The following is a 25,680-nucleotide window of genomic DNA, read 5'->3' on the forward strand; positions in this document are numbered from 1 at the left end:
TTTATGAAAAGGACTGTTTAGAAGCTATCGCTCCTAAACAGTTCCCTTTTCATACATAGCTCTCATCTTCTCTTTTTCTTTTTGCCTCTTAACTTTCTCAGCCTCTTTAGCTCTAAAACTCTCAATAGAGAATCTAAGCTGTACTAAGAACGAAGCAGCAATAAAGATAGATGAATAAGTACCAACAATCACACCTACAAGTAATGTAAATGCAAATCCATTAATAATCTCTCCACCAAAGAAATATAAAGTCGCAACAACAAAGAATGTTGTAAGTGAAGTAAGAGTTGTTCTTGATAATGTTCTTGAAACTGAAGTATTTACTACTTTGTCAAGAACTGCTTCTTTAGATGTTTGAACACCTTCTCTAATCCTATCAAATACAATAATTGTATCGTTTAGCGAATAACCAAGAATAGTAAGAATTGCAGCTAAGATATCAAGATTAACTTCAACACCCACAAGTGAAATAGCTCCAAGAGCAATAATAACATCATGTGCTAAGGCTAAAATAGAAGCAATGGCAAATCTCCACTCAAATCTATATGATACATAAATAAGTATCACAATAAGTGATAAAGATAAGGCCATAATACCTTTTTCTCTAAGCTCTCCACCAACTTTTGGTCCAACCATATCAACTCTTCTGATTTGAAACTCACCAGTTGAATCAAGTAGTTTATGCATTTCATCACCAATATCATTTGCTAGATTTGATGATACTCCTGAAACTCTAATAACTACTTCATCTTCACTACCAAATTTAGTGATAGAAGAACCTTTATAATCTGTTGCATTTAATACAGTTCTGATTTTATCAATTGGTGCTTTATGATCATATTGAACTTGAACTAAAGTACCACCAGCAAAATCAATACCAAGGTTTAATCCTCTTGTAAAAAGTAGTACAAGTGAAACAACAACTAAAACAGCCGATAAACTTAAAAATGGGATTCTTTTACCCATAAAGTCATGAACTTTTGTACCTTTAAAAATTTCCATTATTTAATCCCAAACCATTTATTTAAGTTTTTGTCTTTTGCAATTTTTGGTAATAACGCTTCATAAATACCATGAGTTCCTAAAATTGCCGTTAACATTGAAGCTAAAATACCAATAGAGATTGTTACTGCGAAACCTTTAATTGGTCCTGTTCCATATGCATATAAAATTACAGCAACAAGTAGTGTTGTAATATTTGCATCTAGAATTGCTCTCATAGCGTTTGAATAACCATCTTCGACAGCTTTTGGTATAGATAAACCTTGTCTTAGAAGTTCTCTAATTCTTTCAGTAATAATAACGTTTGCATCAACTGCCATACCAACTGTTAATACAATACCTGCCATACCTGGAAGTGTTAATGTTGCTCCAAACATTGCCATAACAGAGATTATAATAAAAATATTTGTAACAAGAGCAACATTTGCAATAACTCCTGCTCGTCTATAGTAAATAATCATAAACATAAATACAATTAAGAAACCAGAAACAAGTGCTATAGTTGAAGCTTTAATAGAATCAGCACCTAAACTTGGTCCTACACTTCTTTTTTCTAACAATTTAACAGAAGCTGGTAAGGCACCTGATCTTAATGCAATTGCAACATTTCCTGCTTCTACAACAGTAAAGCCACCAGAAATCTGACCGCTTCCCCCACCAATTCTTTCTCTAATATTTGGTGCAGAGTAAACTTTACCATCAAGTACAACGGCAAGTCTTTTTCCTACATTTTTAGCAGTAAAATCTCCAAAGATTCTAGCACCTGCACTATTTAAAGTAAAGTTAATAATTGGTTGATTTGATTGGTCAAAAGCAACTTGAGCATCAACTACTTGAGAACCATTTAAAATAGGAATCTCTTTTACAAGATACTTAACACTAGGGTTATCAGTAGCTTCTAAAATGATATCACCATATTGTGCTGCTTGAGCTCTTGACATAGTATAAACTTGGTCAGCTCTTTCTTCATCAACAGCCATAAGTTCTAAGTTAGCAGGCTTTGAGATAAGTTCTCTTGCAGCTTTTTCTTCAGCAGCTGTTTTGATACCTGGAAGTTGAACAACAATATCAGTTTCCCCTTGTCTTACAACATTTGGTTCAGCTAAACCAAATTGGTCAAGTCTATTTCTAATAGTCTCAACTGCTTGTGCAACAGCTTGGTCTTTTGTCTTAACCTCTTCTTCAGGAGTTAAAGTTAAAGAGTAATCAAGGTCATTTTTAGTGATTTGTAAACCACTAATTTGTTCAAGCATTTTGTCAACTTTTGGTAACTCATCTTGGTCTAATACTGTAAAAACAATTCTATCATTGTCTTTGATACTTAAGCCATCAATTAAAATATCTTCATCATTTGCGAAGTATTTAACTGCAGTAGCTGTTGATTTTATTTTTGAAGTAACTGCTTCGTTAGTTTGAACACCAAGAAGCATATGTAGTCCACCTTGTAAATCAAGTCCTAGTGAAATTTTTTTACCAGTTTCAGTTTGTAAAAAAGATGGTACAGAGAATACAACTCCAAAAATTATACTTAAAATAAATATAACGAGTCTGTAATTAAAGATTTTCAAGTCAATCCCTTAAAATAAGAAGTAAACATAGAATTTAAAACATGTAAGAAATTACATGTTTTAAAATAATTATTCTGAAAGCTTTGCAACGAATTCTTTTGCTAATTTCATTTGGCTATCATCGTGGTTTTTTACAATTAAGAAGTTCTCTTCTACTTTTGTAATTTCTACCATTAAGCCACCATTTGTTACAATTTTATCGCCTTTCTTTAGATCCGCAATCATTTCCTTATGCTGTTTAGCTTGTTTTTGTTGTGGTCTAATAATTAAAAAGTAAAAAATTGCAAATAATGCAACTAGGGGTAACAATGAGCTTATTAAGTCTGCACTTTGACCTTCCATCAAATTTCCTTTTAAAAAGTATTTTTCTATGTTTTTAATAAAACGGGCATATTCTAACAAAACTAATATAATAATAGGCTTGATAACTGCTATTTCTTTAAGCTCTTTTATTTACTTAGAACACTATGAAATATTCTCAAAACTTTTAAATACTTTTTTAGCACTTATATCTTTTTATTTGCTATTAACAATAAATAAAAAAAGTTTTGTAATAGCAGGTTTTTTCACTGGTGTTTTATGGTTTTATTGGATTGGTAATAGCTTTCAATATTATGAACTAGAGTTTTTAAAATATCCAGTTATTATAGGTATTGGCCTTGGATATTCTTTAGTATTTTATTTTATGACAATTGTCAATAAAACTTGGTTTAGAATTTTAACTATTTTTTTAATCTCTTTTGTTCATCCTATGGGATTTAATTGGTTTATGCCTGAACTTATCTTAGTAAATAGTTATTTCCCTTTTTCTAAGGCTCATTTTGCGCTTATTTTAGCTTCTATTTATATATTTATAAAAGCCCACGGATTTAAAAAAGCTATTGCAATTGTTCCTTTAATATTCATAACTTATAATAGTGGTATTTATATTGACTCAACGGGTCTTAAAATCTCTATGCCACAACTAATGACTTCACAAAATCAAAAATGGCAACAAGAAAACTTAGCAAAAACTATTGATAAAAACTTTAACTTAATTGATAATGCTATAAAAGAAGAAAGTGACTTAATAATACTACCTGAAACTGTTTTTCCCGTGGTACTAAATAAAGAAGAATTTTTAATGGATAACTTACTTAAAAGATCAGAACATATTGATATCATTGCAGGAGCTATTTATTTAGAAGATGATAACTACTACAATGCTACATATCACTTCAAAAAAGGAAATCTTGATATTGCAAAAAAAGTTGTCTTAGTTCCTTTTGGAGAAGAAATACCTCTTCCAAAGTTTTTAGTTGATTTTATAAATGAGAAGTTTTACAATGGAGCACAAGACTATAAAACAGCTTCTAAACCAACTGATTTTAATATCCATGGCATTAACTTTAGAAATGCTATTTGTTATGAAGCTACAAATGAGAAAATATATCAAAACCTAGGAGATACAAAATATATGATTGTAACTTCTAATAATGCTTGGTTTACTCCATCTATAGAACCAACACTTCAAAAAATACTTTTAAAATATTATGCTAAAAAGTATGGAATTACAATTTTTCATTCTATAAATGGAAGTAAAAACTATATAGTTAGGCCATAAATTTTTCTTTTATGGTCTTTATTATCTCTTCTTTTTCTAAGTTTTCATCTATTTGAAGATTTAATGCAAACTCTAAAATCTCTTTAAACTCTTTACTTGGTTTCATGCCAAGAGAGATTAAATCTCTTCCTTGAACTAAAGGCTTTAATCCTTCTTGGGAGATATTCATCTTTCTTGCTTGTTCTAATACCCAAGAGATAGCTTTATCACACTTATCTTTATCAGGGATTGTCCTTCCTTTGCAATCTGCAAGGCAAACTATACAAAGGTCTTCAATAGAACATTTTAAAGATAGTCTTTTTACTGCTTTTAGGCTTGATTCTGCTTTATATAATTGAAAAGGTGCAAGGTGATTTTTTACTAAAGGAATTATTTTTTCTATAAACTTTTTCTCATCAGTTAATCTACTTAAGAAACTAATAGTAGGTTCTACTCCTAAAGCTTCATGTTTATGGGAAGTTACTCTTCCTTCATCTGTAGTTTGGGTACAAAGGGGCTTTCCTAAATCATGGCATAAAAGTGCATAAAATAAATATAGGTCTCTATACTCATCACCAGTTTTATACTTAACCATCTCATCAAGTGTCATTAAAGTATGAATCCAAACATCACCTTCAGGATGATACTCTTTGTCTTGAATACAACCATCTAAGGCTTCAAGTTCAGGAAAGTGTTTTAAAATACCTAAATCTTTTAAAAGATTAAATCCAAGTGATGGCTTATCTGCTTTTAAAAATAGCTTTTTAAACTCTTCATAAACTCTTTCTTTAGGTAGATACTTTAACTCATCAGCTTCTACCATATCTTTACATAAAGAAAAAGTTTTTTCATCTATTTTTAGTTCATATCTAGCTACAAATTGTATTGCTCTATAAACCCTTAAAGGATCTTCTACAAAGGTTTCATCTTTTATATGTCGTAAAACTCTATTTTCTAAATCTTTTAGCCCGCTATTTGGGTCTAAATATTTATCTTCAAAATAGTCATAACCAATTGAGTTAATAGTAAAGTCTCTTCTTAAACTCGCTTCTTGAAAACTTAAGTTAGAGTTTGTAGTTACTTCAAAATCTCTATGCCCATGTCCTACTTTTTTTTCTAATCGTGCAAGGGCAAAATCAAAATCATAGCTATCAACACTTAAAATAAGTACCCCAAAAGATTTTCCAACTTGTTTTACTGTTCCATATTTTTCTAAAACAGTTTGAACTTCATCTAAAGTGTCAATATTAAAAAGTTCAATATCAAAATCTTTATTGGGAATATTTAAAAGAGAGTCTCTTACGCAACCGCCTACAAGAATAGGTTTAGCACCTACTTCTTGTAAGTTTTTTAGTATATCAATTAATATTGATGGTAGATTATTTTTTATGTTTGAATACATGTACATCTGTTTGAGGATATGGAATAGAAATACCCTCTTTATCAAATGTAAGTTTTACATTTTCTGTTAAGTCAAACTTTACAGCCCAATAATCAGGAGTATTTACCCAAGCTCTAACTACAAAATTAACTGATGAATCTGCTAATTCTGAAACTGCAACAGTAATACCTTTATCTTGTAAAACTCTCTCATCAGCTTCAACTATTTTTGTTAAAGTCTCTTTTGCTTTTTTAATATCATCATCATAACCAATACCAACAAGTAAATCTACTCTTCTTGTATCATGGGCATTTACATTTTTGATATTTCCACCTGTAATTGCTCCATTTGGTACAATAATTTTTTGATTATCTGGAGTTTTAAATTCAGTATTAAAAATACCAACTTCAACAATAGTACCAGCAGTTCCACCAGCTTCTACAAAATCCCCTACTTTAAAAGGTTTAAAGAAGATAATCATAACACCAGAAGCAAAGTTACCTAAAGAATCTTTAAGAGCTAAACCAATAGCAAGACCAGCAGCACCTAAGATTGCAAAGAATGAAGTTGTATCTATTCCTAACTGCTTTAAAGAAGTTAAAATAACAACAACCATTAAAACATAATAAACAATGTCGTCTAAAAAAGAAAGAAGTGTTTGGTCAACACTCTGTTTTCTATTCATTACTCTTACAAAGAAGTCAGTAACCTTTCTAGCAATAAATTTACCAACAATAAAAATAATTATTGCAGTTGCAATATTTAATGCATATAATCCAACCATATCTGAAACAGCTTGTACACTATCTTCCATTATTAATCCTTTTATTTAATTTTTTCAAAAAGAATTTGAGAAACTCTTGATACTTCCACTTCTTCTTTTTCTAAAGTTTTTCTATCAATAATCTCTACTAACCCATCTTGTAATTTTTTACCAACTACTACTGCATAAGGGAACCCTATAAGTTCAAAGTCAGACATTTTGAAACCAAATCTCTCTTTTTTTCTATCATCAATAATTGTCTCAACACCTAAAGATTTTAAATCTTCATAGATTTTTAAACCAGCTTCAAGCTCATCTTCTTTTTTAGCATTAGAAACAATAATATCTACTAAAAATGGTGCAGTTTCTTTTGTCCAGATTGCACCTTTTTCATCATGATTTTGTTCAATTACAGCTGCTACTAATCTTGAAACTCCTATTCCATAACATCCCATAATAAATGGTTGTTTTTTTCCATTTTTATCTAGGAAAGTTGCATCCATTGCTTCAGAATATTTTGTTCCAAGTTGGAAAATATGACCTGCTTCAATACCTTTTGTGTATTGTAATTCGCCTCCACAAGAAGAGCATTTATCTCCTTCTTGTACTGCAACTAAATCAAAATATTTTACATCTTTTAAAGTTGATAAATCAGTTCCTGTAAAGTGATAATCTTCTTCATTTGCTCCACAAACTAATCCAACTTCATCTTTTATCTCTTCATCTACAACGAAGTTAATATTTTCAGGTAATCCAAATGGTCCACAATATCCAGCTACTAATCCAACTTCTTTAATCTCTTCTTCTGAAGCATCTACTAATTCTAAAGCATCAACCGCATTACAAGCTTTTGTTTCTTCTAACTCATCATTTCCTCTTACAAAGAAAACAACTATTTCAGAACTTTCTTCATAGATAGCTTTTTTCATAACTGCTTTAATTGATTGAGACTTTGAAGTACTTAAGAAGTTTGATACATCTTCAATAGTCTTCATACCTTCAGTTAAAACTTTCTCTTGTACAATTGGACTATTTGTAGTTTCTTGCCAATTTGGAACAACTCTTTTAGCTCTAGTTGCGGCTTCAATATTTGCTCCATACTCACAATCAGGACATACAACAATAGTATCTTCACCACTATCAGCAAGTATCATAAACTCTTTAGAACCACTTCCACCAATAGCACCACTATCAGCAGCAACAACTCTATACTCTAAACCTAATCTTTCATAAATCTTTTTATATGCATCTTCCATAACATGGAATTCTCTAACTAAATCTTCATGTGTATCATGGAAAGAGTAAGCATCTTTCATCAAAAACTCTCTACCTCTCATAAGTCCAAATCTAGGTCTTGCTTCATCCCTAAACTTTGTATTTATGTGATATAAGTTTATTGGTAAATCTTTATATGATGTAATTCTATTTTTAACAATATCAACTACAGTCTCTTCATTTGTTGGACTTAATACAAATCCTGCACCTTTTCTATCTTTAAACTTTAATAATTCAGGCCCCATAGCAGTTGCACGCCCAGATTGCTCCCAAAGTTCTAAAGGTGTAACAAAACTCATTAAAAGTTCATTAGCCCCAGTATTATCCATCTCTTCTTTAACTACTGCTCTAATTTTATCTAATACAATTTTCCCAAGGGGTAAAAAATTATATAAACCAGAACCAGTTTGAGTTATAAAACCACCTCTTATTAGATATTGATGAGATGCTAAAGTTGCATCATTTGGTGTTTCTTTTGTAGTTGGCATAAACATTTGAGAAAATTTCATTTAATAAATCCTATTCATTATTTTTTACTGCGTGTTCGCATTTATTTAAAAAGTTTGTATCTTTTAGTCCAAAAATTGATTGAACTGTTCCTACAACAACATCACATTGACTATCTTTTGATATTCCTTTTAATCTAGTTGATGGTTCATGTAAATATTCTGTTAAAACTGTTTGACAAAGTTTTTTAATGTTTTCTTGGTCTTCTTCTTTTATAAAACCTTTTTTGATTGCATTTTTGATTTTTTTATCTATTACTTCATCACCTTTTGTGTACATGTGTTTTATTACAGGTTCTACTTCAAGAGATTTAAGCCATTCGAAAAACTCCATAGACATCTTATTTACAATTGAATATGCCGTTTTTGCTTGTTTTGCTCTTAAAGTCATATTTTCATCAACAATATCTTGTAAATCATCAACTGAATAGATATCTAGATTTGGTGACTCAATATCATCAATATCTCTTGGTACTGCAATATCAAACCAATATCTATCAAAAGGACATTCATTTACCATTTCTTGTGTAATAATGGGATATGGTGCTGCTGTTGCAGTTATCATAACAGGGATATGATTTAACATAGTCTCTAAAGTAGAATACTCTTCAACTTCAATATGCTGTTCAAAACTATCTGCTAACATAGTGGCTTTTTTAATATCTCTACTTGTTAAAATAACATCAAAGCCTGAAGATAATAAGTGCTTAATTGTAAGTTCACTCATCTCACCTGCTCCAATTACAAGTGCTTTTACACCACTTGTATCACCTATAATCTCTTTTGCTTTTGCAACTGCTGTTGAAGCTACAGAAACAGAACCAGTTCCTAAACTTGTAGCATTTCTTACTGCTGCTGCACATTTGAAAGAATAGTGAAGTGCTCGCGGAAGGTTTTGATCACAATATCTTTTTGATAAAGAAAATCTAAAAGCATCTTTTAACTGACCTACAATTTGTGTTTCCCCAATAACCAATGAATCTAAAGCAGAAGCCACTGAAAAAAGGTGGTGAATTGCACCATCATGTTCATAAATATCTGCTCTATCAAAAAGATTCTCAAACTCAATCCCAGAATAGTTGGCAAGTTTTTCTATAATAAATTTAGCAGCAAGTTTAGAGTTTCCTGTAGCTGAAATAATCTCTACTCTATTACAGGTAGAAAGTAAAATAGCTTCTTCAATATTGCTATCATTTAATACTTGCTTTAAAAATCTATCTTTATTTTCTTCATTAGGAAAGGCTAACTTCTCTCTTGTTTGAATATCAGTATTTTTATGAGAGAAACTAATACATAAATAACTCATAAATTAAAACTCTCTTTCAATCATTGCACTCATAATTTGAACTAAAGACTCATTGTTTTCACTTTTAACTGCTTCAATTGCTTCAAGTCCAAGCTCTTTTGCTTTTGTTATAGAATCTTTAAGTACATTTGTTTTTATCATTTGTTCTTTTATCCAAGAGCTTTCTTCTTTTGATAACTCTTTTTTGTATAAACTTTCTAATTTTGTTTTATCTTCTAATCTTTCATGAAGTAGTAAGTATGGAATAGTTACTTTACCTTCAACAAAATCAAGCATTGCAGGTTTTCCTAAAGTTTCACTATCTTGAGTAATATCTAAAATATCATCAATCATTTGAAAAGCAAGTCCAAGATTTTTACCATAAAGTGCATATTTCTCTTTATCAAGTCCAGCTAAAATAGCAGCAGATTTTGCACTTGCTTCTATTAATGATGCAGTCTTTTTATAAATCATATCAAGATACTTATCATATGAAGAGTTAAACTCATTTGTTAAGTTTACATCTAACATCTCTCCTATACTTAAAAGAGTAACTGCATTAGAAACATTGTATGCTACTTCTTTGTTCATTTGAGAAAGTTCAGTAAAAGCTTTTGAATATAAAACATCTCCAAACATAATTGAAGTTTTATTATCATATAAAGCATTGATTGAAGGTTTACCTCTTCTAGTATCAGCTTCATCAATAACATCATCATGTAAAAGTGATGCTGCATGAATCATCTCAACTACTGCACATAATTTGATTGATTCCTCATTTATTCCTGCAATCTTTAAAATAAGTTTAGACCTTAACATCTTTCCTGTTGCAAGCTTTTCTAATAACTCTAAACTCTTTTCATCATTACACTCTTCAATGAAACTTCTTATTTTGTTTTTAACTTCTTGTAACTCTTCCACTTTTAACCTTATGAATCTAATCTACAAATAATATCGCCTGTAAGTTCTAAATACAGACCTTTTTTCATTTTTTCAATCTCTGCGCTGTTTGTTAAAACTTGTGTTTTAACTTCATTATTGATATCAAAATCTTCACCTTTAATCTCTGTTAAAAGTTTTTCCATAACAGCAACTTTTTCTAGAAGTTTGTCAAACTCATCTTCAACAACCTCTTTACTTGCTTGTCTTGTTACATCAAAATATTTAGATTTTGGTGTTCCTGTGAAGATATCATCTTCATCTTCTAAAAGCCAGTTTTTTTCCATGACTATTTATCTTTCAGTCTAACTCTAACAGACTCTGCGTGAGCTGTTAAACCTTCTGTATCAGCAAGTAAAGCACAAGCTTCACCTAACTCATCAATTGCTTGTTTAGAGAAGTTAATAATAGAACTTTTCTTTAAGAAGTTTTCAACATTTAAAGGACTGTAAAACTTAGCTGTGCTTCCAGTAGGAAGTGTGTGGTTTGGTCCAGCAATATAATCACCAATTGGTTCAGGAGTATTTTCACCTAAGAAAATTGCACCTGCATGTTTAATCTTTGGTAATAGCTCAAAAGAGTTTGCAGTCATTACTTCTAAGTGCTCAGGAGCTATTTCATTCATAAGAGTAATTGCTTCATCCATAGAAGAAGCAACGATAATAGCTCCTCTATCTTCAATTGATTTTCTAGCTATTTCTTCTCTACTTAGAGTTTGTAAATAGTTTTCTACCTCATCACTTGTTTGTTTTGCAATCTCTTCATCAATAGTAATCATAATTGAACTTGCCATTTCATCATGCTCTGCTTGTGACAAAAGGTCAATTGCTAAGTATTTTGGTTTTGCTGTACTATCAGCTAAAATCCCAATTTCAGAAGGTCCTGCAATCATATCAATGTGAACTTCTCCAAATACCAGCTTTTTAGCAGTTGCAACGAAGATATTTCCTGGTCCTGTTATTACATCAACTTTTGGAATAGTTTCAGTACCATAAGCCATAGCAGCAACAGCAGATGCTCCACCTACTTTGAAAGCTTTTTCAATACCACAAATATAACATGCTGCAAGCAATAGTTCATTTACTTCGTTATTTGGAGTTGGAGTACATACAACAATCTCTTCAACACCAGCAACAATTGCAGGAATTGCATTCATAAGTAAACTACTTGGATATGCAGCTTTTCCACCAGGAATATAAAGTCCAGCTCTATCTACAGGAGTTACTTTTTGTCCTAAGATAGTTCCATTTTTTTCAAAATCAATCCAAGATTTTGGTAATTGTTTTTCGTGGTAAGTTTTAATTCTGTCATATGCGATATGTAAAGCTTCTTTAAGTTTTTCATCAATATTTTCATAAGCTTTTTTCATATCATCTTTTGAAATTTGTAGTTCGTTGTCACTTTTAACTTCCCATTTATCAAACTTTTCAATGTGTTTTTTTAAAGCTTCGTTTCCATCTTCTACGATTTCATCAATTATGTTAGTTACAATTGATGATACCTCTTTAATATCAGTCTTTGCTCTTCCTAAGATGTTTTCAAACTCTTGTTTAAAGTTTGCATCATTTGTATTAATTATTTTCATTTACTTTTCCTAAAATTTCTTCTACTATTAAGTTCAAATCTTTGTTTTCAACATTTACTGTTATATCAGAAACTCTTTTGTAATCTTCAACTCTTTGATTATAAAGCTTTTTAGCTTCATCAAGGTTACTTAAAAGTGGTCGTTTCTTAAGTTTTGATTTTGCATTAGGTGCAGAATGTATTCTATTTAAAATCCCTTCAAAGCTTGATTCTAAATAGATTATTGTTCCTATTTTATGGATATTTTCTTGTTTAAAGAAACCTCCACCTGTTGAGATAATTGTATTATCAACATTTTTTTCAAGCCAAAGAGCACACTTCTTTTCTAAGTTTCTAAAATAAGCTTCACTCTCATCTTTAAATATTTTTTTAACTGTTTTATTCTCAACACTTTCAATTAAATCATCAGTATCAATTGCAAAGTAATCACTTGACTTAACTAAGGCTCTTGCAACTGTTCCCTTACCAACTCCCATAAAACCAATAAGAATAATATTATTTTTTTTACTCAACACTTTTCCTGATATACATTTACTTTTTATAAAATTTAGTGATTATATCTAAAATAAAGTAAAAAAATAAATGACTCAAGTTAAATTCGTTTTTACTTGTTAAATTTTCTTTCGTATCTTGGTTTCATGCTTTCATTTCCTAAAATTCCACCTTGGTGAATATATAAAAATTCATCACAATTTTGTTTGTTTTCTAAATAATTTTGCATACTTAAAAACCCTAAGGGATCATAAAGTAAATCAAACTCTATTTTTGTTGTTTTAAGTAATTCATTATAAATATCATAAAACTCTTTATAAAGCTTTCCAAAATGATATTTTTTTGGCATTTGGATTATTTTTGGATGAAACTTTTCATTACTTTCAAGATGAAAAAACTGCTTTTTTAAATATTCACTTCCACCAACACAAGCTACAGTAAAAACTTCAAACTCTAAATGCTTTTGTAAAAAAAGTGCCGTTGTTCCTGTGCCACTTGGTAAAAATAGTTTTAGATTTTTTATATCATTTTCTTTAGCCCAAGTTTTGATTTCTTGAGCTAAGATTTTTATTCCAAATTGAGCTTCTTGTACCCTAGCACCCTCTTCTATTAAAATTTCATTTTGCTTTAATTCATAGTTTTGAAAATCAAAATTTTCATCTTCAATAATATTTACACCATTTTCTAAAGCTGCTTTATAGTTTCCATAAGGGTTTTCTTTTAGATATGAACTTATATGATTTACATAAAAATCAATATCAAGATTTTTTATTTTTCCTAAGACAGAAAGAGAATATAAAGAGTTTGCTTGGGCTGAACCAAAACTAACAACTTTATTTATATTTTCTAAGTCATTAACTAAATAGTAGTAAAACTTTCTTGCTTTATTGCCACTAAAGTGCTTATCTAGAAGGTCATCTCTTTTTAAATAGATATCTGTATTTCTAAATTTAATTTTTTCTATGGGAGAGTTTATATAATTCATTAAGAATATTATACTAGAATTACACAAAAAGAAAAATAGGAAATATAAATGAATATTATGGAATATATTGACAAAGGTGGTATTATTGTTTATATACTTATCTTTTTAAATATTATTGGTTTTACTATTATTATTTGGAAGTTTTTAACAATTCCTAGAAAAAAAGCAATGGTTGAAAAAATAAAATCAAAAATTAATGAATCTAATCTTAAGACAATAGAAGTTCAAATAGAGTATGAAGTAAAAAGATTAGAAAGTGGGTTAACTTATATCAAAAACATAGCTTCAGTTGCTCCACTTTTAGGATTACTTGGAACTGTTTACGGAGTATATAAAGCCTTTGAAGCTATTACTCAAAAAGGTTTAGGTGACCCTACTATTTTTTCTAGTGGAATTTCAGTGGCACTTATTACAACTATAGCTGGGCTTATTGTTGCAATTCCTCATCACATCGCTTATAACCATTTTATTTCAATTATAGACTCAATTGAATTAAAAGCAAAAAAAGAGATTATTGGTAAGTTATGAAAAGAAGAGAACAACTAGGAATAGACTTAACACCTGTAATTGATGTTGTTTTTATTCTTTTAATCTTTTTTATTGTTACTTCTGTTTTCAAAAAAGATGAACTAGCACTTATGCTTGATTTACCAGAAGCAGATGCTAAAGCAGTAGAAATAGATGAAGATCAGGTCTTTATCGAACTAAATAAAACAAAATTAGCAATAAAAGGTATTGAAGTATCTTTTGAATCTTTAGAAGACAATTTAAAAGAGATTAAAAATAAGAAAAAGCCAATAATAGTAAAAATAGATAAAAAAGTTGAGTATGAAAGAGTTGTAAAAGTACTTGACTTACTTCAAAAATACAACCTAAATAATTTAGCCCTTGTAACAAAAGAGAATAAAAGTAAAGAAGATTAATCCTCTAAGCTTTTATACTCTTCATCAGTAAAAATTCTTGACTTTGTAATAAATTGATAACCATGATCTATTTCCAAAGAAAAAGAATTACCAAAAGCTCCTTGCTCTTTTTTCACATCAACTATGATTTGTGAGTGCTTAAAATACTCAAATTGTTCATGATCAATAAAAAATTCACAACCACAAATTTCACCTAGCTTTACATTTCTGCTTGGCACATAAAAGTCACCTTTTTCATAGCACATAGGAGCAGTTCCATCACAACAACCACCACTTTGATTAAAAACAAGTTCTCCATGCTCTTCTTTAAGCATTTCGATTACTTCTTTTGCTTCTTGCGTTACTGTTACTCTTTTTACACTCATTTTTTAGCCTTTAAAAAAGAGGCTTTTGCCTCTTTTTATTTTAGAAGAATCCTAAAGCATTTTTACTATAAGAAGTAAGAATATTTTTAGTATGTCTATAAGAGTTTAACATCATCATATGAGTTTCTCTACCAATACCTGATTTTTTGTATCCACCAAATGAAGCATGAGATGGGTACATATGATAGCAGTTAACCCAAACTCTACCAGCTTGAATTCCTCTAGCCATTTTATGTAATTGATGTGCATCTCTTGACCATACACCAGAACCTAATCCATAGATTGTATCATTTGCAATTTCTAATGCTTCTTCTTCATCTTTAAATGTAGTTACAGCTAATACTGGTCCAAAAATCTCTTCTTGGAAGATTCTCATTTTATTGTGACCTTTAAAAATTGTTGGTTGAATATAAAAACCATTAGGATGTTTTTCAGATTCATATACATCTCCACCAATTAAACACTCAGCACCCTCTTCTTTTCCAATTTTAATATAATCTAAGATTTTTTCTTTTTGATTAAGTGAACATTGAGCTCCCATCATATTGTCACTATCTAAAGGATCACCTAATTTAATAGCTTTAACTCTTTCTAAAACTCTTTTCATAAATGGCTCATAAATTGATTCTTGAATAAGTGCTCTTGAAGGGCAAGTACAAACTTCTCCAGAGTTAAATGCAAATAATACTAAACCTTCAATTGCTTTATCAAAGAACTCATCATCTGCATCCATAATTGATTCAAAGAATACATTTGGTGATTTCCCACCAAGTTCTAAAGTAGAAGGAATAATATTTTCAGTTGCATATTGCATGATTAACTGACCAGTTGTTGTCTCCCCTGTAAATCCTACTTTTTTAACATCTGGGTGAGTTGATAAGTATTTACCAATTTTTCCACCTGAACCATTGATAATATTAACTACACCTTTTGGAAGAACATCTTGAATTGTTTCCATTAATAATAAAATTGATTTAGGAGTTGCAGATGCTGGTTTCAGTACAATACAATTTCCAGCTGCCAATGCAGGAGCAAGCTTCCAAGCAGCCATTAATAATGGGAAATTCCATGGAATAATTTGAGCTACAACACCATATGGCTCATAAACTTCTTGTGAAACAGTATCTGAATCAAGATCGGCAACTGTTCCAGATTCTGCTCTAATTACAGAAGCAAAATATCTAAAATGATCAACTACTAAAGGTAAATCCGCGTTTAATGTTTCTCTGATTGTTTTACCATTGTCAAGTGTTTCAACAATTGCTAAAGCTTCAAGATTAGCTTCAATTGCATCTGCAACTTTATTTAACATTAAACTTCTTTCAATAACTGAAGTATTTTTATATGATTCAAATGCAGTTTTAGCAGCTTGAACTGCAAGTTCAACATCTTCTTCATTTGATCTTGGAATTCTAGTTAAAACATCACCATCAACAGGAGAAATATTATCAAAGTACTCACCACTTTTTGGAGCTACCCATTCTCCACCAATAAAGTTTTCATATTGTTTTTTAAATTTTGGCTTTTCATATACCATTTTGTCTTCCTTATTATTTTTTTGAAAAGAAACTTTTCGATTAAAAAATTTTAGACAACAAATATAGCTTATATTTAGCGAAAACATAGCATTGAGGTAGCATTATGTTAACTTTTTCTACAAAGCCCATAGAATAGTACTTTTTAAAGAGAAAAATCTTTTAATATTTTACAAATTAGAGTACTTTTTATGCTACAATTTTATTTATGAAAACATTTAATTTTATTATTAAAAATAATCAACTTCATGATGTAATCAATTTTAATGAATTTAAAACCCATAAAAACCTACTTATTCAAGTTTTTTGTGGAGAAAATAAAGATATTTTACAAAATATATTAAATACTTTAAAAGAAGAATTACCCCAAAGTGTATGTATAGCTTCATCAACAGATGGTGAGATTTTTGAAAATAGTGTTTATACTTTAAATACCGTAATTAGCCTATCAACCTTTGAAAATACAAGCTTTGAAGCTAAATATTTTGACGAAAAAACAAGTTTTGAAAATGGCACAAAAATAGCGAAAACATTAATAAAGGAAGATACAAAACTTCTTATTTGTTTTACTGATGGAGAAAAAACAAATGGAGAAGAGTTTTTAAAAGGAATTGAAACTGTTAATAATAAAACACCTATTTGTGGAGGAATGGCAGCAGATAATGCAAGCTTTACTCAAACCTTTATTGCTATAAACAATGAAATCTATACAAGTGGTGCAATTGCAGTATCTTTAAACTCAAAAGTATTAGATGTAAAAACAGCATTTAACTTCAACTGGTCTGCAATTGGAGTTTCACATGTTATTGATGAAGTAAAAGATAATCGGGTATATAAAATCTCTGGATTAAAATCCCTTGATTTCTATGAAAAATATTTAGGAGAGTATGTTGCAAAGTCTTTACCTGCTACTGGAATAGAATTTCCATTAATTGTAAAAAGAGACGGAATTTCCCTTGCAAGGGCTGTTATAAAAAAGTATGATGATGGAAGTTTGAGTTTTGCAGGAAACCTTCTAAAAGGAGATAGAGTTAAACTAGGCTTTGGAAATATAGAGCTTATTATGAATAATCCTTTAAAATCTCTCTTTAAAACAGATAATATGAATAGCACAGAAAGCTTTTTTATTTACTCTTGTATGGCAAGAAGAAGATATATGCCTAATATTATTGATTTAGAAATAGAACCTTTTTCTAAAATTGCTCCCACTTCTGGTTTTTTTACCTATGGAGAGTTTTTCCATAACAAAGAAGAGAACTCTAATCAGTTTTTAAATCAAACACTTACTGTTGTAGCTTTAAGTGAAAAAGAGCATTTTGATAAAACTAAAACTCTTCCTAAAAAAGAAGAAAACAAAATAAGTGAACATGCAAGAAGTTTGCAAGCATTAACACACTTAATTCAACAATCTGCAAAAGACTATAATAAACAATCAAAAGAATTAGAAGAAAAAACTTTATACTCAGAACAACTTTTAAACTTACAAAAACAGTTTTTAAAACACTCTGTACATGAGACAAATACTCCTTTATCTGTGATAATGGGTAACATAGATATGTATAAAATGGAACATGGAAAAAATAAGTATATTTCAAATATTGAAATAGCAATGAAAACACTTTTTAATATCTATGATGACTTAAGTTATCTAATTAAAAAAGATCATGTTCATAGAGTAAAACATCAAATAAATTTAGTAGATTTTGTAAGAAGTAGAATTGAATTCTTTTCTCTTATAGCAAAAAAAGCAAAACTTGATTTTAATTTTAATACTTCACAGGAAGAAATTTATGTTTTTTTTGATGAAACTAAACTTCAAAGAATAGTCGATAATAATTTGACAAATGCAATTAAATATACTCTACCTGAAAATATAATAGATATATCTATAAAAAAAATAGACTCTAATACAGTCTTAAATATAACTAGTATCTCAAAGCAAATATTAGACAAAAGAAAAATATTTGAAGAATACTACAGAGAACAAACTACACAAAATGGTTTTGGACTAGGATTAAATTTAGTAAAAAGAATTTGTGAAGAAGAAGATGTAAAACTAGAACTTGAATCAAATGAAAACTTTGCATCTTTTATCTATACTTTTAAGGATACAAAAAATGAAAATACTTCTACTTGAAGATGATTTTATGCTAAATGAAATGATAGATGAATACCTAACATCAACAGGACATTTAATAAAAAGTACACGCACAGGAAGTGAATGCTTAAATTTATTAAAAGAACAAGAATTTGATCTTTTAATTTTAGATATTAATGTTCCAGATATAGATGGATTTACTATTTTAGAGACTTTGCATAAACAAAAAAGAGATATTCCTACTATTTATATTTCTGCACTTATAGATATTGAAGATATTTCCCGTGCCTTTGATATTGGCTGTTATGATTATCTAAAAAAACCCTTTCATTTAAAAGAGTTAACTATTAGAATTAATAGACTTCTTAAAAATCAAATTACTCCAACCCAACATAAAAGATTATCAAAATCTTATAGTTTTGATTGTGAAGGTTTAACTTTATACTTTAATAAGGAACCTCATATCTTACCTAGAAGACAAATAAAAATAATTGAAGTATTGGCAAAAAATAGAAGTCTGATAGTTGATTATGATATGTTTAAAGAGTATGCTTATAATGGAGATGAAGTTGATATTTCAACAATTAGATCTGAAATAAATAGAATCAAAAAGGTCTTAAAAGAAGATTTTATTATAAATATTAGAGGAAGTGGTTATATGATAAAAATACCACAATAAAGATATATAAAAGTGGTAGCAAATATTACTACCACTTTTAAAAATTAATTTTTGTTAATACAACAAAGGTCAGAATAAGCTGTTTCAAGTCTAGCAATCATAGACTCTTGTCCAGATCTTAACCATTTTCTTGGGTCATAATAAGACTTATTTGGTTTATCTTCCCCATCAGGATTACCAATTTGTCCTTGTAAATAATCATGGTTTTTAGCTTCAAAAGCTCTTACTCCATCCCAGAATGCCCATTGTGTATCAGTGTCAATATTCATTTTAATAACACCATAATCAATAGCTTCTCTGATTTCTTCAAGTGCAGAACCTGAACCACCATGGAATACAAAGTCAACTGGCTTAGTAGCTGTATTATGTTTATCTTCAATAAACTTTTGAGAGTTATCTAAGATTTTTGGACTTAATACAACGTTTCCTGGCTTATAAACACCATGCACGTTACCAAATGAAGCTGCAATAGTAAAGTTTTCAGAAACTTTTGATAATTCTTCATAAGCATAACAAACTTCTTCTGGTTGAGTATAAAGTAGTGCATTGTCAACATCAGTGTTATCTACACCATCTTCTTCTCCACCAGTAATTCCAAGTTCAATCTCAATCATCATATCAAGTTCATTCATTGTTTTGAAATATTCAACACATGTCCCAACATTCTCTTCTAAAGACTCTTCAGAAAGGTCTAACATATGAGAAGTATATAAAGGTTTACCAGTTTTTTCAAAGTGTTTTTTACCAGCTTCAATTAAACCATCAATCCATGGTAAAAGTTTTCTTGCAGCATGGTCAGTATGTAAAATAACTGGTACGCCATAAGCTTCAGCCATTGTATGAACATGAATAGCTCCACTTACTCCTCCTAAAACTGCTGCATCAGCAGTTTTAAGACCTTTACCTGCAAAATATTGTGCTCCACCATTTGAAAATTGTATAATTACCGGTGAATTAACTTTTGCTGCAGCTTCTAATACTGCATTTACAGAATCTGTTCCTACTACATTTACAGCAGGAATAGCAAATTTATTTTCCTTTGCATAGGCAAAAAGTTTTTTTGCCTCACTTCCACTTAATACACCAGGTTTAACAACATCTAATACAGCCACTAATTTTCTCCTTATAATTTTATAACTATTTTTGCTTTATCTCTTAGTTTGTTAGCTTCAGATTCAAGGAAGTCTTTAAATTTTTCTTGTAATAAAACTTGCTTAATTCTGTTTTTAATTTTATCAAACTCAAGAGGTTTCTCAGCTTGCTTGTCTTCTAAATAAATAACATGATATCCAAATTGTGTTTTAACTGGGCTTTTAGAATAAGTTCCAACCTTTAAAGCTTTTGCTGCGTTAGAAAATTCTTCAACCATTTTAGTTTCAGGGAACTTACCTAAATATCCACCTTGTGGACCACTTGGACCTACAGATTTTGTTTTTGCTAATTCAACAAATTTTTCTTTTTTATTTGAAGATTTATTTAATGTATTAATTACATCTTTTGCTTCTTGTTCAGTTTTTGTTAAAATATGTCTTGCTTCTAAAGTAGCTGGCACTTTAAATTGAGCCTTATTTTTATTGTAATAATCTTTAATATCTTTGTCAGATACTTTTACATTTTGAGACTCTTTTTTTAACCATACTCTTAAAGCTAAATCTTTTTTTAGTTTTTCTAAACTATCTTTATACTCTTTATCTTTTTCAATACCACTTTTTACAGCTTTATCTGTTAAAAGTTTATTATTGATAATTTGATCTAAAATTTGATTTTTATTCTTTTTTGGTAAAGAATTAAAATCAATATTTGGATTACCTAATAAAATTGCTACATCTTGTTTAGTAATTTTATCACCATTCACTGTTGCTAAAACGTCTGAAGCACTAACACTACTTGTTGCTAATGTCAAAGTTGCTATAAGACTTGTTACTAATTTTTTACTTGTAATTTTAATCATTATTTTCCTTAATAATTTTAGTTTTAAGTATTTTATCTACATTTTATTAACATGAAGTTAATTAATACCCTATTTATAAATTTCAAAATTTTCCTTAAAAAACCTTTAATTTTTACTATATTTATGATATAATACGCCAAATTTTAAACTTAACTTAAATTTAAGTTACAAACGTACTAAGGAAAATCTATATGAGAATATTAATTATTGAAGATGAGATTACACTAAATAGAACTCTGCAAGAGGGTCTTACTGACTTTGGATACCAAGTAGATGCAGCTGAAAACTACAAAGATGCAGAGTACTTCATTGATATTAGAAATTATGATTTAGTTTTAACAGACTGGATGTTACCAGATGGTGATGGAATAGAACTGTGTAAAATCGTAAAAAACAGAAGTTCAAGAACTGCAGTTGTTATTTTATCTGCAAGAGACGACAAAGATTCTGAAATCGAAGCTTTAAAATCTGGTGCTGATGACTATATCAAAAAACCATTTGATTTTGATATTTTATTAGCAAGAATTGAAGCTAGATTAAGATTTGGTGGAACAAATGTAATTGAAATCGAAGATTTATCAATTAATCCTGATGAAGAAAAAATTGAATACAATGGTGAAGAGATTGAATTAAAAGGTAAACCTTTTGAGGTATTAACTCACCTTGCTAGACATAGAGATCAAATTGTATCTAAAGAGCAATTATTAGATGCTATCTGGGAAGAACCAGAATTAGTAACTCCAAACGTAATTGAAGTTGCAATTAACCAAATTAGACAAAAAATGGATAAACCATTAAATATTTCTACTATTGAAACTATTAGAAGAAGAGGTTACAGATTCTGTTACCCAGATACAGAAGAAGAAGCATAAAAAACACCCTCTAAAAGGTTAATGACGTATGGCACAAGCGAAGAGCATTTATAAACAGTTTTACCAAAAACTTATTCTTGCGACTTCGCTTTTTATTATTATTTTATCTTTTATTTTTTATGGTTATACGAAATCAACTATCTATGAAGAGCTTAAAGAGTCTCTTCTTTCAGATGCAGAATTAATTTTTAAAATTAGTCAAAACGCAGATACTAGTTCAAGCAACTTTAATATCATTACTCATAATGGAATCAATGTAGATTTAGTAACTTTAAAACACATTCCTGAAGTTCCTTACTCTACATATGAATTAAACAATAATCATTTTATGCAAATTTTATATCCATTTAATGATGAAAAAAATCAATACATTAAAATAGTAAAAAATATCAATAGTTCAATTAAAATGCTTACAAAGATTTTTAATAATATTTTATTGATTTCATTTGGTGGTTTAATTATGGTTGTTCTTTATGCATTTACAGTTTCAAAAACACTTTTAAGACCAATTATTCAAATCACTAAAAAACTATCTAATATGGATGAAAACTATTTAACGCAAATTAATAAAACTAATCTTCCAATTGAATTTCATGCTTTAGCTGACTCTATTAACTCTTTAACAACTAGAATTGAAACAAATATTAAATTTAAAAAAGAACTATTTATTGGAGTTGCCCACGAATTAAAGACTCCATTAGCAGTTATGAAACTTAAAAATGAAGTAACTTTAATGAAAGATAGAGAAACTCAAAAATATAAAGATACTTTAAAATTAACAGTTGAACAAATAAATGATATGAATAAAATGATTTCATCAATTTTAGATATTGGACGAGCTGAAGGTGCACAATTTGAGAAACCTGAAGAGATAGACTTAGTTCAATATATGCAAAGAAAAACAAATGATTATAGGATGTTAAGTTCTAAAAAGAAGATTATTCTTACATTCTTTTCTAATGTTAATCACCATAAAGTAACACTTCAACCTACTTTATTAAATCAAATAATTCAAAACTTTGTACAAAATGCAATAAAATTCACTCCTGACAATAAAGCAATTGCCATAAGACTAGAAAAGACTAAAGAGATTACTACTATTTCTATTATTGATGATGGAAGTGGGATTGATGAAAATATTGATCTTTTTGCACCTTTTAAAAGAATGGGAGAAGAAAGTGGAGCTGGCCTTGGCTTATTTTTAGCAAAAAATGCTGCAGATGCACTTGGAGCAACTATTAGTTTAAAAAACAGGACTGATGGTAAAACAGGATGTATTGCTACTTTAGAATTAAAAAACAAAACATCCCGAAAAAACAATAAATAAAAAATACTCTTAATTAAATATACTGTTATGTTCTATCTTAGTACATTTATTTTGTACTACTTTCATTCCTTTTTCTTTTGCTTTAGCTGCTGCTTCATTGTTTACTAAACCTAATTGAGTCCATACAGTATCAATATCACCTCTTTCAATGCACTCATCTACAACTTGTGCAATTACATCTGGTTTTCTAAAAATATCAACCATATCTACTTTAAAAGGAATCTCTTTTAAACTTCTATATACTTTCTCTCCTAAGATTTCATCTTCTTTAGGATATACAGGAACCATTTTGAAACCTGCATTTTTTAAATAGTTTGCAACCCTATTACTTGCTTTATCTTCTTTTGGAGAGCAGCCTATAACTGCAATAGTTTTTGTATTTTCGAAAATCTCTTTTAATTCTTCAGTATTACTATTAACTGTTGGAAATTCACACTCCATTTAATATCCTTTTACTTTTCTTTAAATAGTACCAAAAACATATTAAAAAAACTAATATTAATAAAATTAAAAGATAGATTTATTGACATAAAAAAAGCCCAAAGCCATAAAGACTTTGAGCTTTTTAATTATTAAGTGTTTGTATTAAAAAATCGATAAAAGTACACCAGCAGCTACGGCAGAGCCAATAACACCAGCAACATTTGGACCCATCGCATGCATTAATAATACATTAGATTTGTCATATTCTTGTCCAACTTTTGATACAACCCTAGCAGCCATTGGCACAGCAGATACTCCTGCAGCTCCAATTAGTGGGTTAATCTTATTCTCATCAGACGCAAATTTATTCATAACTTTTGCCATGATTACACCTGCTGCTGTTCCTGCTGCAAATGCTATTAATCCAATAACCATAATCCCTAAAGTCTCTAACACCAAGAATTTATCAGCAGCTAGTTTTGATCCAACTCCTAATCCTAAGAATATTGTTACTATATTGATTAATGAATTTTGCATTGTATCAGAAAGTCTCTCAACTGCACCTGATTGTTTAAAGAAATTTCCTAAACAAAAGGCTCCAATAAGAGGTGTTGACTCTGGCAAGAACAAAATTGCTAACAATAAGATAACAATTGGCAATGTTAAATTCTCTAATTTATTTACTTTTCTTAATTTTGGCATTTTTATTTTTCTTTCAGCCTCTGAAGTTAATGCCTTCATAATTGGAGGTTGAATTACTGGTACTAATGCCATATAAGAATATGCTGCAACTGCTATTGCTCCTAATAATTCTGGAGCAAGTCTATTTGCAATAAAGATTGATGTTGGTCCATCAGCTCCACCAATAATTGAAATAGCAGAAGCTGATTGTAAATCAAATCCAATTGCAACTGCTCCAACTAATGATCCAAAGATACCAAACTGTGCAGCACCACCTAATATTGCTGATTTAGGATTTGCTAGCAGTGGAGTAAAGTCTGTCATTGCTCCAACACCCATAAAGATAAGTAAAGGAAAGAATCCATTAGCAATACCCATATTATAGATAATACCTAGCATACCAGTCTCTCCAGCAATACCAGCTAATGGAATATTAGCTAAGATACCACCAAATGCAATTGGCATTAATAATAGGGGTTCAAATCCTCTTGCAATTGCAAGGTAGAATAACAACAAGCAAATACCTATCATTATTAATCTACCCCATGTTTGTTCAAATGTTGTCATAGGTCTTGCATCTTCTGCATGAGCTTCTGAAGTCATTACATCATCTCTAGGAGTTGTAAAAGAATAAATCCCAGTAGTTTTATAGAATGATTCAAGAAGTTGACCTAATGATTTTTCATGATACTCATGTTTTACTTCTTCTTTTGGTGTTGCATTTGAGTTTGCAAATACATTTGTACTAAAAAGAGCAAAGAAAAGTAGTAGCATTGAAGCCATTATTTTTTTATTCATTTAAATAGTTCTCCAGTTTTTTTAGCTAATAGTTGCTATTGCTTGACCTTCTTCAACAGCGTCACCAGGGTTAGCTAAAACTGCACTTACTGTTCCATCACAAGGAGCTTCTACATCTATTTCCATTTTCATAGCTTCTAAGATTGCAATAATTTCACCTTGTTTTACTGTATCACCAACTTTTACATTCATTTTCCATACATTACCTGCAACAGTTGCTCCTACTTCTGCTCCACCGTTTGTTGGTGTTGCTGCTGGTGTTTCACTTTGTGTTGCTGGTGTTACTTGGATATCTGCATTACCTTCTGCAATAGATACATTAAATTTTTGTCCATCTACTACTACTGTATAGTTTCCAGTTGCATTACTCATACTATTTCCTTCTCCTAAAGTACATTCTTTATCATTTTCACAAGTTGAATCATCAACTTTTCTTACATTTAATGGGCTTTCACCTTTTAAGAAAGCAATACCTTTTTCATCACAAGCTGCTGCAATAAAAATATTTTCATCACTTGTTTCGATATTCTCTTCTTTTAATCTTCCTTCCCAGTATTTAAAAGTCTTCTTTTCATCTCTATCAGCTATATCTAGTGGGTTTTCTTTTGTTGGTTCAAGTTTTAATTTTTCACTTGCTAATTTAACAATCTCTTCATCTGGTTCAAC

Annotated in this window: 26 protein-coding genes; 7 read left to right on the forward strand and 19 right to left on the reverse strand. The window is 29.6% G+C overall.

Annotated features, from left to right (window positions below; translation table 11 throughout):
• Nucleotides 1-33 precede the first annotated feature (33 nt).
• From secF to yajC, 3 genes are all read right to left on the reverse strand, one after another.
• The gene (gene secF, locus CRV01_RS08020) at nucleotides 34-1,002 is read right to left on the reverse strand and encodes a protein translocase subunit SecF (RefSeq protein ID WP_129007690.1); all 969 of its coding nucleotides are present in this window, start codon (nucleotides 1,000-1,002) and stop codon (nucleotides 34-36) included.
• Nucleotides 1,002-2,570 carry a protein translocase subunit SecD gene (secD, locus tag CRV01_RS08025; RefSeq protein ID WP_129007691.1) on the reverse strand — a complete coding sequence of 523 codons (1,569 nt, stop codon included), beginning with the start codon at nucleotides 2,568-2,570 and terminating at the stop codon, nucleotides 1,002-1,004. The genes secF and secD overlap by 1 nt, the downstream gene beginning before the upstream one ends.
• Nucleotides 2,571-2,639: 69 nt before the next feature.
• Complete coding sequence (yajC, locus tag CRV01_RS08030) at nucleotides 2,640-2,912, reverse strand: preprotein translocase subunit YajC (protein WP_129007692.1); 273 nt, start codon at nucleotides 2,910-2,912, stop codon at nucleotides 2,640-2,642.
• Between the two features lie 28 nt (nucleotides 2,913-2,940).
• Here yajC and CRV01_RS08035 point away from each other — a divergent pair, with 28 nt between their 5' ends.
• Nucleotides 2,941-4,173: an apolipoprotein N-acyltransferase gene (locus tag CRV01_RS08035; protein WP_129007693.1), complete on the forward strand. Its 1,233-nt coding sequence runs from the start codon at nucleotides 2,941-2,943 to the stop codon at nucleotides 4,171-4,173.
• Here CRV01_RS08035 and CRV01_RS08040 read toward each other — a convergent pair.
• From CRV01_RS08040 to CRV01_RS08080, 9 genes are all read right to left on the reverse strand, one after another.
• Entirely contained in the window at nucleotides 4,163-5,554 is a 1,392-nt protein-coding gene (locus tag CRV01_RS08040; RefSeq protein ID WP_258238361.1) for a CCA tRNA nucleotidyltransferase, read from the reverse strand. The genes CRV01_RS08035 and CRV01_RS08040 overlap by 11 nt on opposite strands.
• Complete coding sequence (locus CRV01_RS08045; protein ID WP_129007695.1) at nucleotides 5,532-6,347, reverse strand: mechanosensitive ion channel family protein; 816 nt, start codon at nucleotides 6,345-6,347, stop codon at nucleotides 5,532-5,534. Before CRV01_RS08045 ends, CRV01_RS08040 begins: the two co-directional genes overlap by 23 nt.
• Nucleotides 6,348-6,358: 11 nt before the next feature.
• The gene (locus CRV01_RS08050) at nucleotides 6,359-8,080 is read right to left on the reverse strand and encodes a proline--tRNA ligase (RefSeq protein WP_129007696.1); all 1,722 of its coding nucleotides are present in this window, start codon (nucleotides 8,078-8,080) and stop codon (nucleotides 6,359-6,361) included.
• A gap of 10 nt (nucleotides 8,081-8,090) precedes the next feature.
• Nucleotides 8,091-9,383, reverse strand: coding sequence for a glutamyl-tRNA reductase (hemA, locus tag CRV01_RS08055; RefSeq protein ID WP_129007697.1), 1,293 nt, complete (start codon nucleotides 9,381-9,383; stop codon nucleotides 8,091-8,093).
• 3 nt (nucleotides 9,384-9,386) lie between these two features.
• Nucleotides 9,387-10,283 carry a polyprenyl synthetase family protein gene (locus CRV01_RS08060; protein ID WP_129007698.1) on the reverse strand — a complete coding sequence of 299 codons (897 nt, stop codon included), beginning with the start codon at nucleotides 10,281-10,283 and terminating at the stop codon, nucleotides 9,387-9,389.
• Nucleotides 10,284-10,291: 8 nt separating this feature from the next.
• Entirely contained in the window at nucleotides 10,292-10,588 is a 297-nt protein-coding gene (locus tag CRV01_RS08065; RefSeq protein ID WP_258238362.1) for a DUF2018 family protein, read from the reverse strand.
• Between the two features lie 2 nt (nucleotides 10,589-10,590).
• The gene (gene hisD / locus CRV01_RS08070; RefSeq protein WP_129007700.1) at nucleotides 10,591-11,886 is read right to left on the reverse strand and encodes a histidinol dehydrogenase; all 1,296 of its coding nucleotides are present in this window, start codon (nucleotides 11,884-11,886) and stop codon (nucleotides 10,591-10,593) included.
• Nucleotides 11,873-12,397: a shikimate kinase gene (locus CRV01_RS08075; RefSeq protein WP_375234262.1), complete on the reverse strand. Its 525-nt coding sequence runs from the start codon at nucleotides 12,395-12,397 to the stop codon at nucleotides 11,873-11,875. Before CRV01_RS08075 ends, hisD begins: the two co-directional genes overlap by 14 nt.
• 92 nt (nucleotides 12,398-12,489) lie before the next feature.
• A complete protein-coding gene (locus tag CRV01_RS08080) occupies nucleotides 12,490-13,362 on the reverse strand; it encodes a 1-aminocyclopropane-1-carboxylate deaminase/D-cysteine desulfhydrase (protein WP_129007702.1) in 873 nt (290 codons plus the stop codon).
• Between the two features lie 48 nt (nucleotides 13,363-13,410).
• On the opposite strand from CRV01_RS08080, the gene CRV01_RS08085 reads away from it, so the two are divergent.
• Together CRV01_RS08085 and CRV01_RS08090 are read left to right on the forward strand one after the other, a co-directional pair.
• Nucleotides 13,411-13,890: a MotA/TolQ/ExbB proton channel family protein gene (locus tag CRV01_RS08085; protein ID WP_129007703.1), complete on the forward strand. Its 480-nt coding sequence runs from the start codon at nucleotides 13,411-13,413 to the stop codon at nucleotides 13,888-13,890.
• A complete protein-coding gene (locus CRV01_RS08090) occupies nucleotides 13,887-14,285 on the forward strand; it encodes a biopolymer transporter ExbD (protein ID WP_129007704.1) in 399 nt (132 codons plus the stop codon). The genes CRV01_RS08085 and CRV01_RS08090 overlap by 4 nt, the downstream gene beginning before the upstream one ends.
• Here the strand turns inward: CRV01_RS08090 and CRV01_RS08095 are convergent.
• Nucleotides 14,282-14,650, reverse strand: a complete 369-nt coding sequence (locus CRV01_RS08095) for a DUF779 domain-containing protein (RefSeq protein WP_129007705.1) — start codon at nucleotides 14,648-14,650, stop codon at nucleotides 14,282-14,284. The two genes, CRV01_RS08090 and CRV01_RS08095, sit on opposite strands and share 4 nt — an antisense overlap.
• Before the next feature lie 40 nt (nucleotides 14,651-14,690).
• Complete coding sequence (locus tag CRV01_RS08100; protein ID WP_129007706.1) at nucleotides 14,691-16,187, reverse strand: aldehyde dehydrogenase family protein; 1,497 nt, start codon at nucleotides 16,185-16,187, stop codon at nucleotides 14,691-14,693.
• 206 nt (nucleotides 16,188-16,393) lie between these two features.
• Between CRV01_RS08100 and CRV01_RS08105 the strand changes: the two genes are divergently transcribed.
• Together CRV01_RS08105 and CRV01_RS08110 are read left to right on the forward strand one after the other, a co-directional pair.
• Nucleotides 16,394-18,322: an FIST N-terminal domain-containing protein gene (locus CRV01_RS08105; protein ID WP_129007707.1), complete on the forward strand. Its 1,929-nt coding sequence runs from the start codon at nucleotides 16,394-16,396 to the stop codon at nucleotides 18,320-18,322.
• The gene (locus tag CRV01_RS08110; RefSeq protein WP_129007708.1) at nucleotides 18,303-18,962 is read left to right on the forward strand and encodes a response regulator transcription factor; all 660 of its coding nucleotides are present in this window, start codon (nucleotides 18,303-18,305) and stop codon (nucleotides 18,960-18,962) included. Before CRV01_RS08105 ends, CRV01_RS08110 begins: the two co-directional genes overlap by 20 nt.
• Before the next feature lie 44 nt (nucleotides 18,963-19,006).
• On the opposite strand, the gene fbaA is transcribed toward CRV01_RS08110, so the two are convergent.
• Nucleotides 19,007-20,074: a class II fructose-bisphosphate aldolase gene (fbaA, locus tag CRV01_RS08115; protein ID WP_129007709.1), complete on the reverse strand. Its 1,068-nt coding sequence runs from the start codon at nucleotides 20,072-20,074 to the stop codon at nucleotides 19,007-19,009.
• Between the two features lie 11 nt (nucleotides 20,075-20,085).
• The gene (locus tag CRV01_RS08120) at nucleotides 20,086-20,913 is read right to left on the reverse strand and encodes a peptidyl-prolyl cis-trans isomerase (RefSeq protein WP_129007710.1); all 828 of its coding nucleotides are present in this window, start codon (nucleotides 20,911-20,913) and stop codon (nucleotides 20,086-20,088) included.
• A gap of 191 nt (nucleotides 20,914-21,104) precedes the next feature.
• Between CRV01_RS08120 and hsrA the strand changes: the two genes are divergently transcribed.
• A complete protein-coding gene (hsrA, locus tag CRV01_RS08125) occupies nucleotides 21,105-21,785 on the forward strand; it encodes a homeostatic response regulator transcription factor HsrA (RefSeq protein WP_129007711.1) in 681 nt (226 codons plus the stop codon).
• Between the two features lie 28 nt (nucleotides 21,786-21,813).
• Nucleotides 21,814-23,112 carry a HAMP domain-containing sensor histidine kinase gene (locus tag CRV01_RS08130; RefSeq protein ID WP_129007712.1) on the forward strand — a complete coding sequence of 433 codons (1,299 nt, stop codon included), beginning with the start codon at nucleotides 21,814-21,816 and terminating at the stop codon, nucleotides 23,110-23,112.
• Between the two features lie 9 nt (nucleotides 23,113-23,121).
• Here the strand turns inward: CRV01_RS08130 and CRV01_RS08135 are convergent, their stop codons facing one another.
• The 3 genes from CRV01_RS08135 to CRV01_RS08145 all read right to left on the reverse strand — a co-directional run.
• Complete coding sequence (locus CRV01_RS08135) at nucleotides 23,122-23,553, reverse strand: CoA-binding protein (protein ID WP_129007713.1); 432 nt, start codon at nucleotides 23,551-23,553, stop codon at nucleotides 23,122-23,124.
• A 144-nt stretch (nucleotides 23,554-23,697) separates the two neighbouring features.
• Entirely contained in the window at nucleotides 23,698-25,014 is a 1,317-nt protein-coding gene (locus tag CRV01_RS08140; RefSeq protein WP_258238363.1) for a sodium ion-translocating decarboxylase subunit beta, read from the reverse strand.
• Between the two features lie 21 nt (nucleotides 25,015-25,035).
• A partial coding sequence (locus CRV01_RS08145) for a biotin/lipoyl-containing protein (protein ID WP_129007714.1) occupies nucleotides 25,036-25,680 on the reverse strand: 645 nt, incomplete at its 5' end.

The sequence above is a fragment of the Arcobacter sp. CECT 8983 genome (assembly GCF_004118855.1).
GTDB lineage: Bacteria > Campylobacterota > Campylobacteria > Campylobacterales > Arcobacteraceae > Halarcobacter.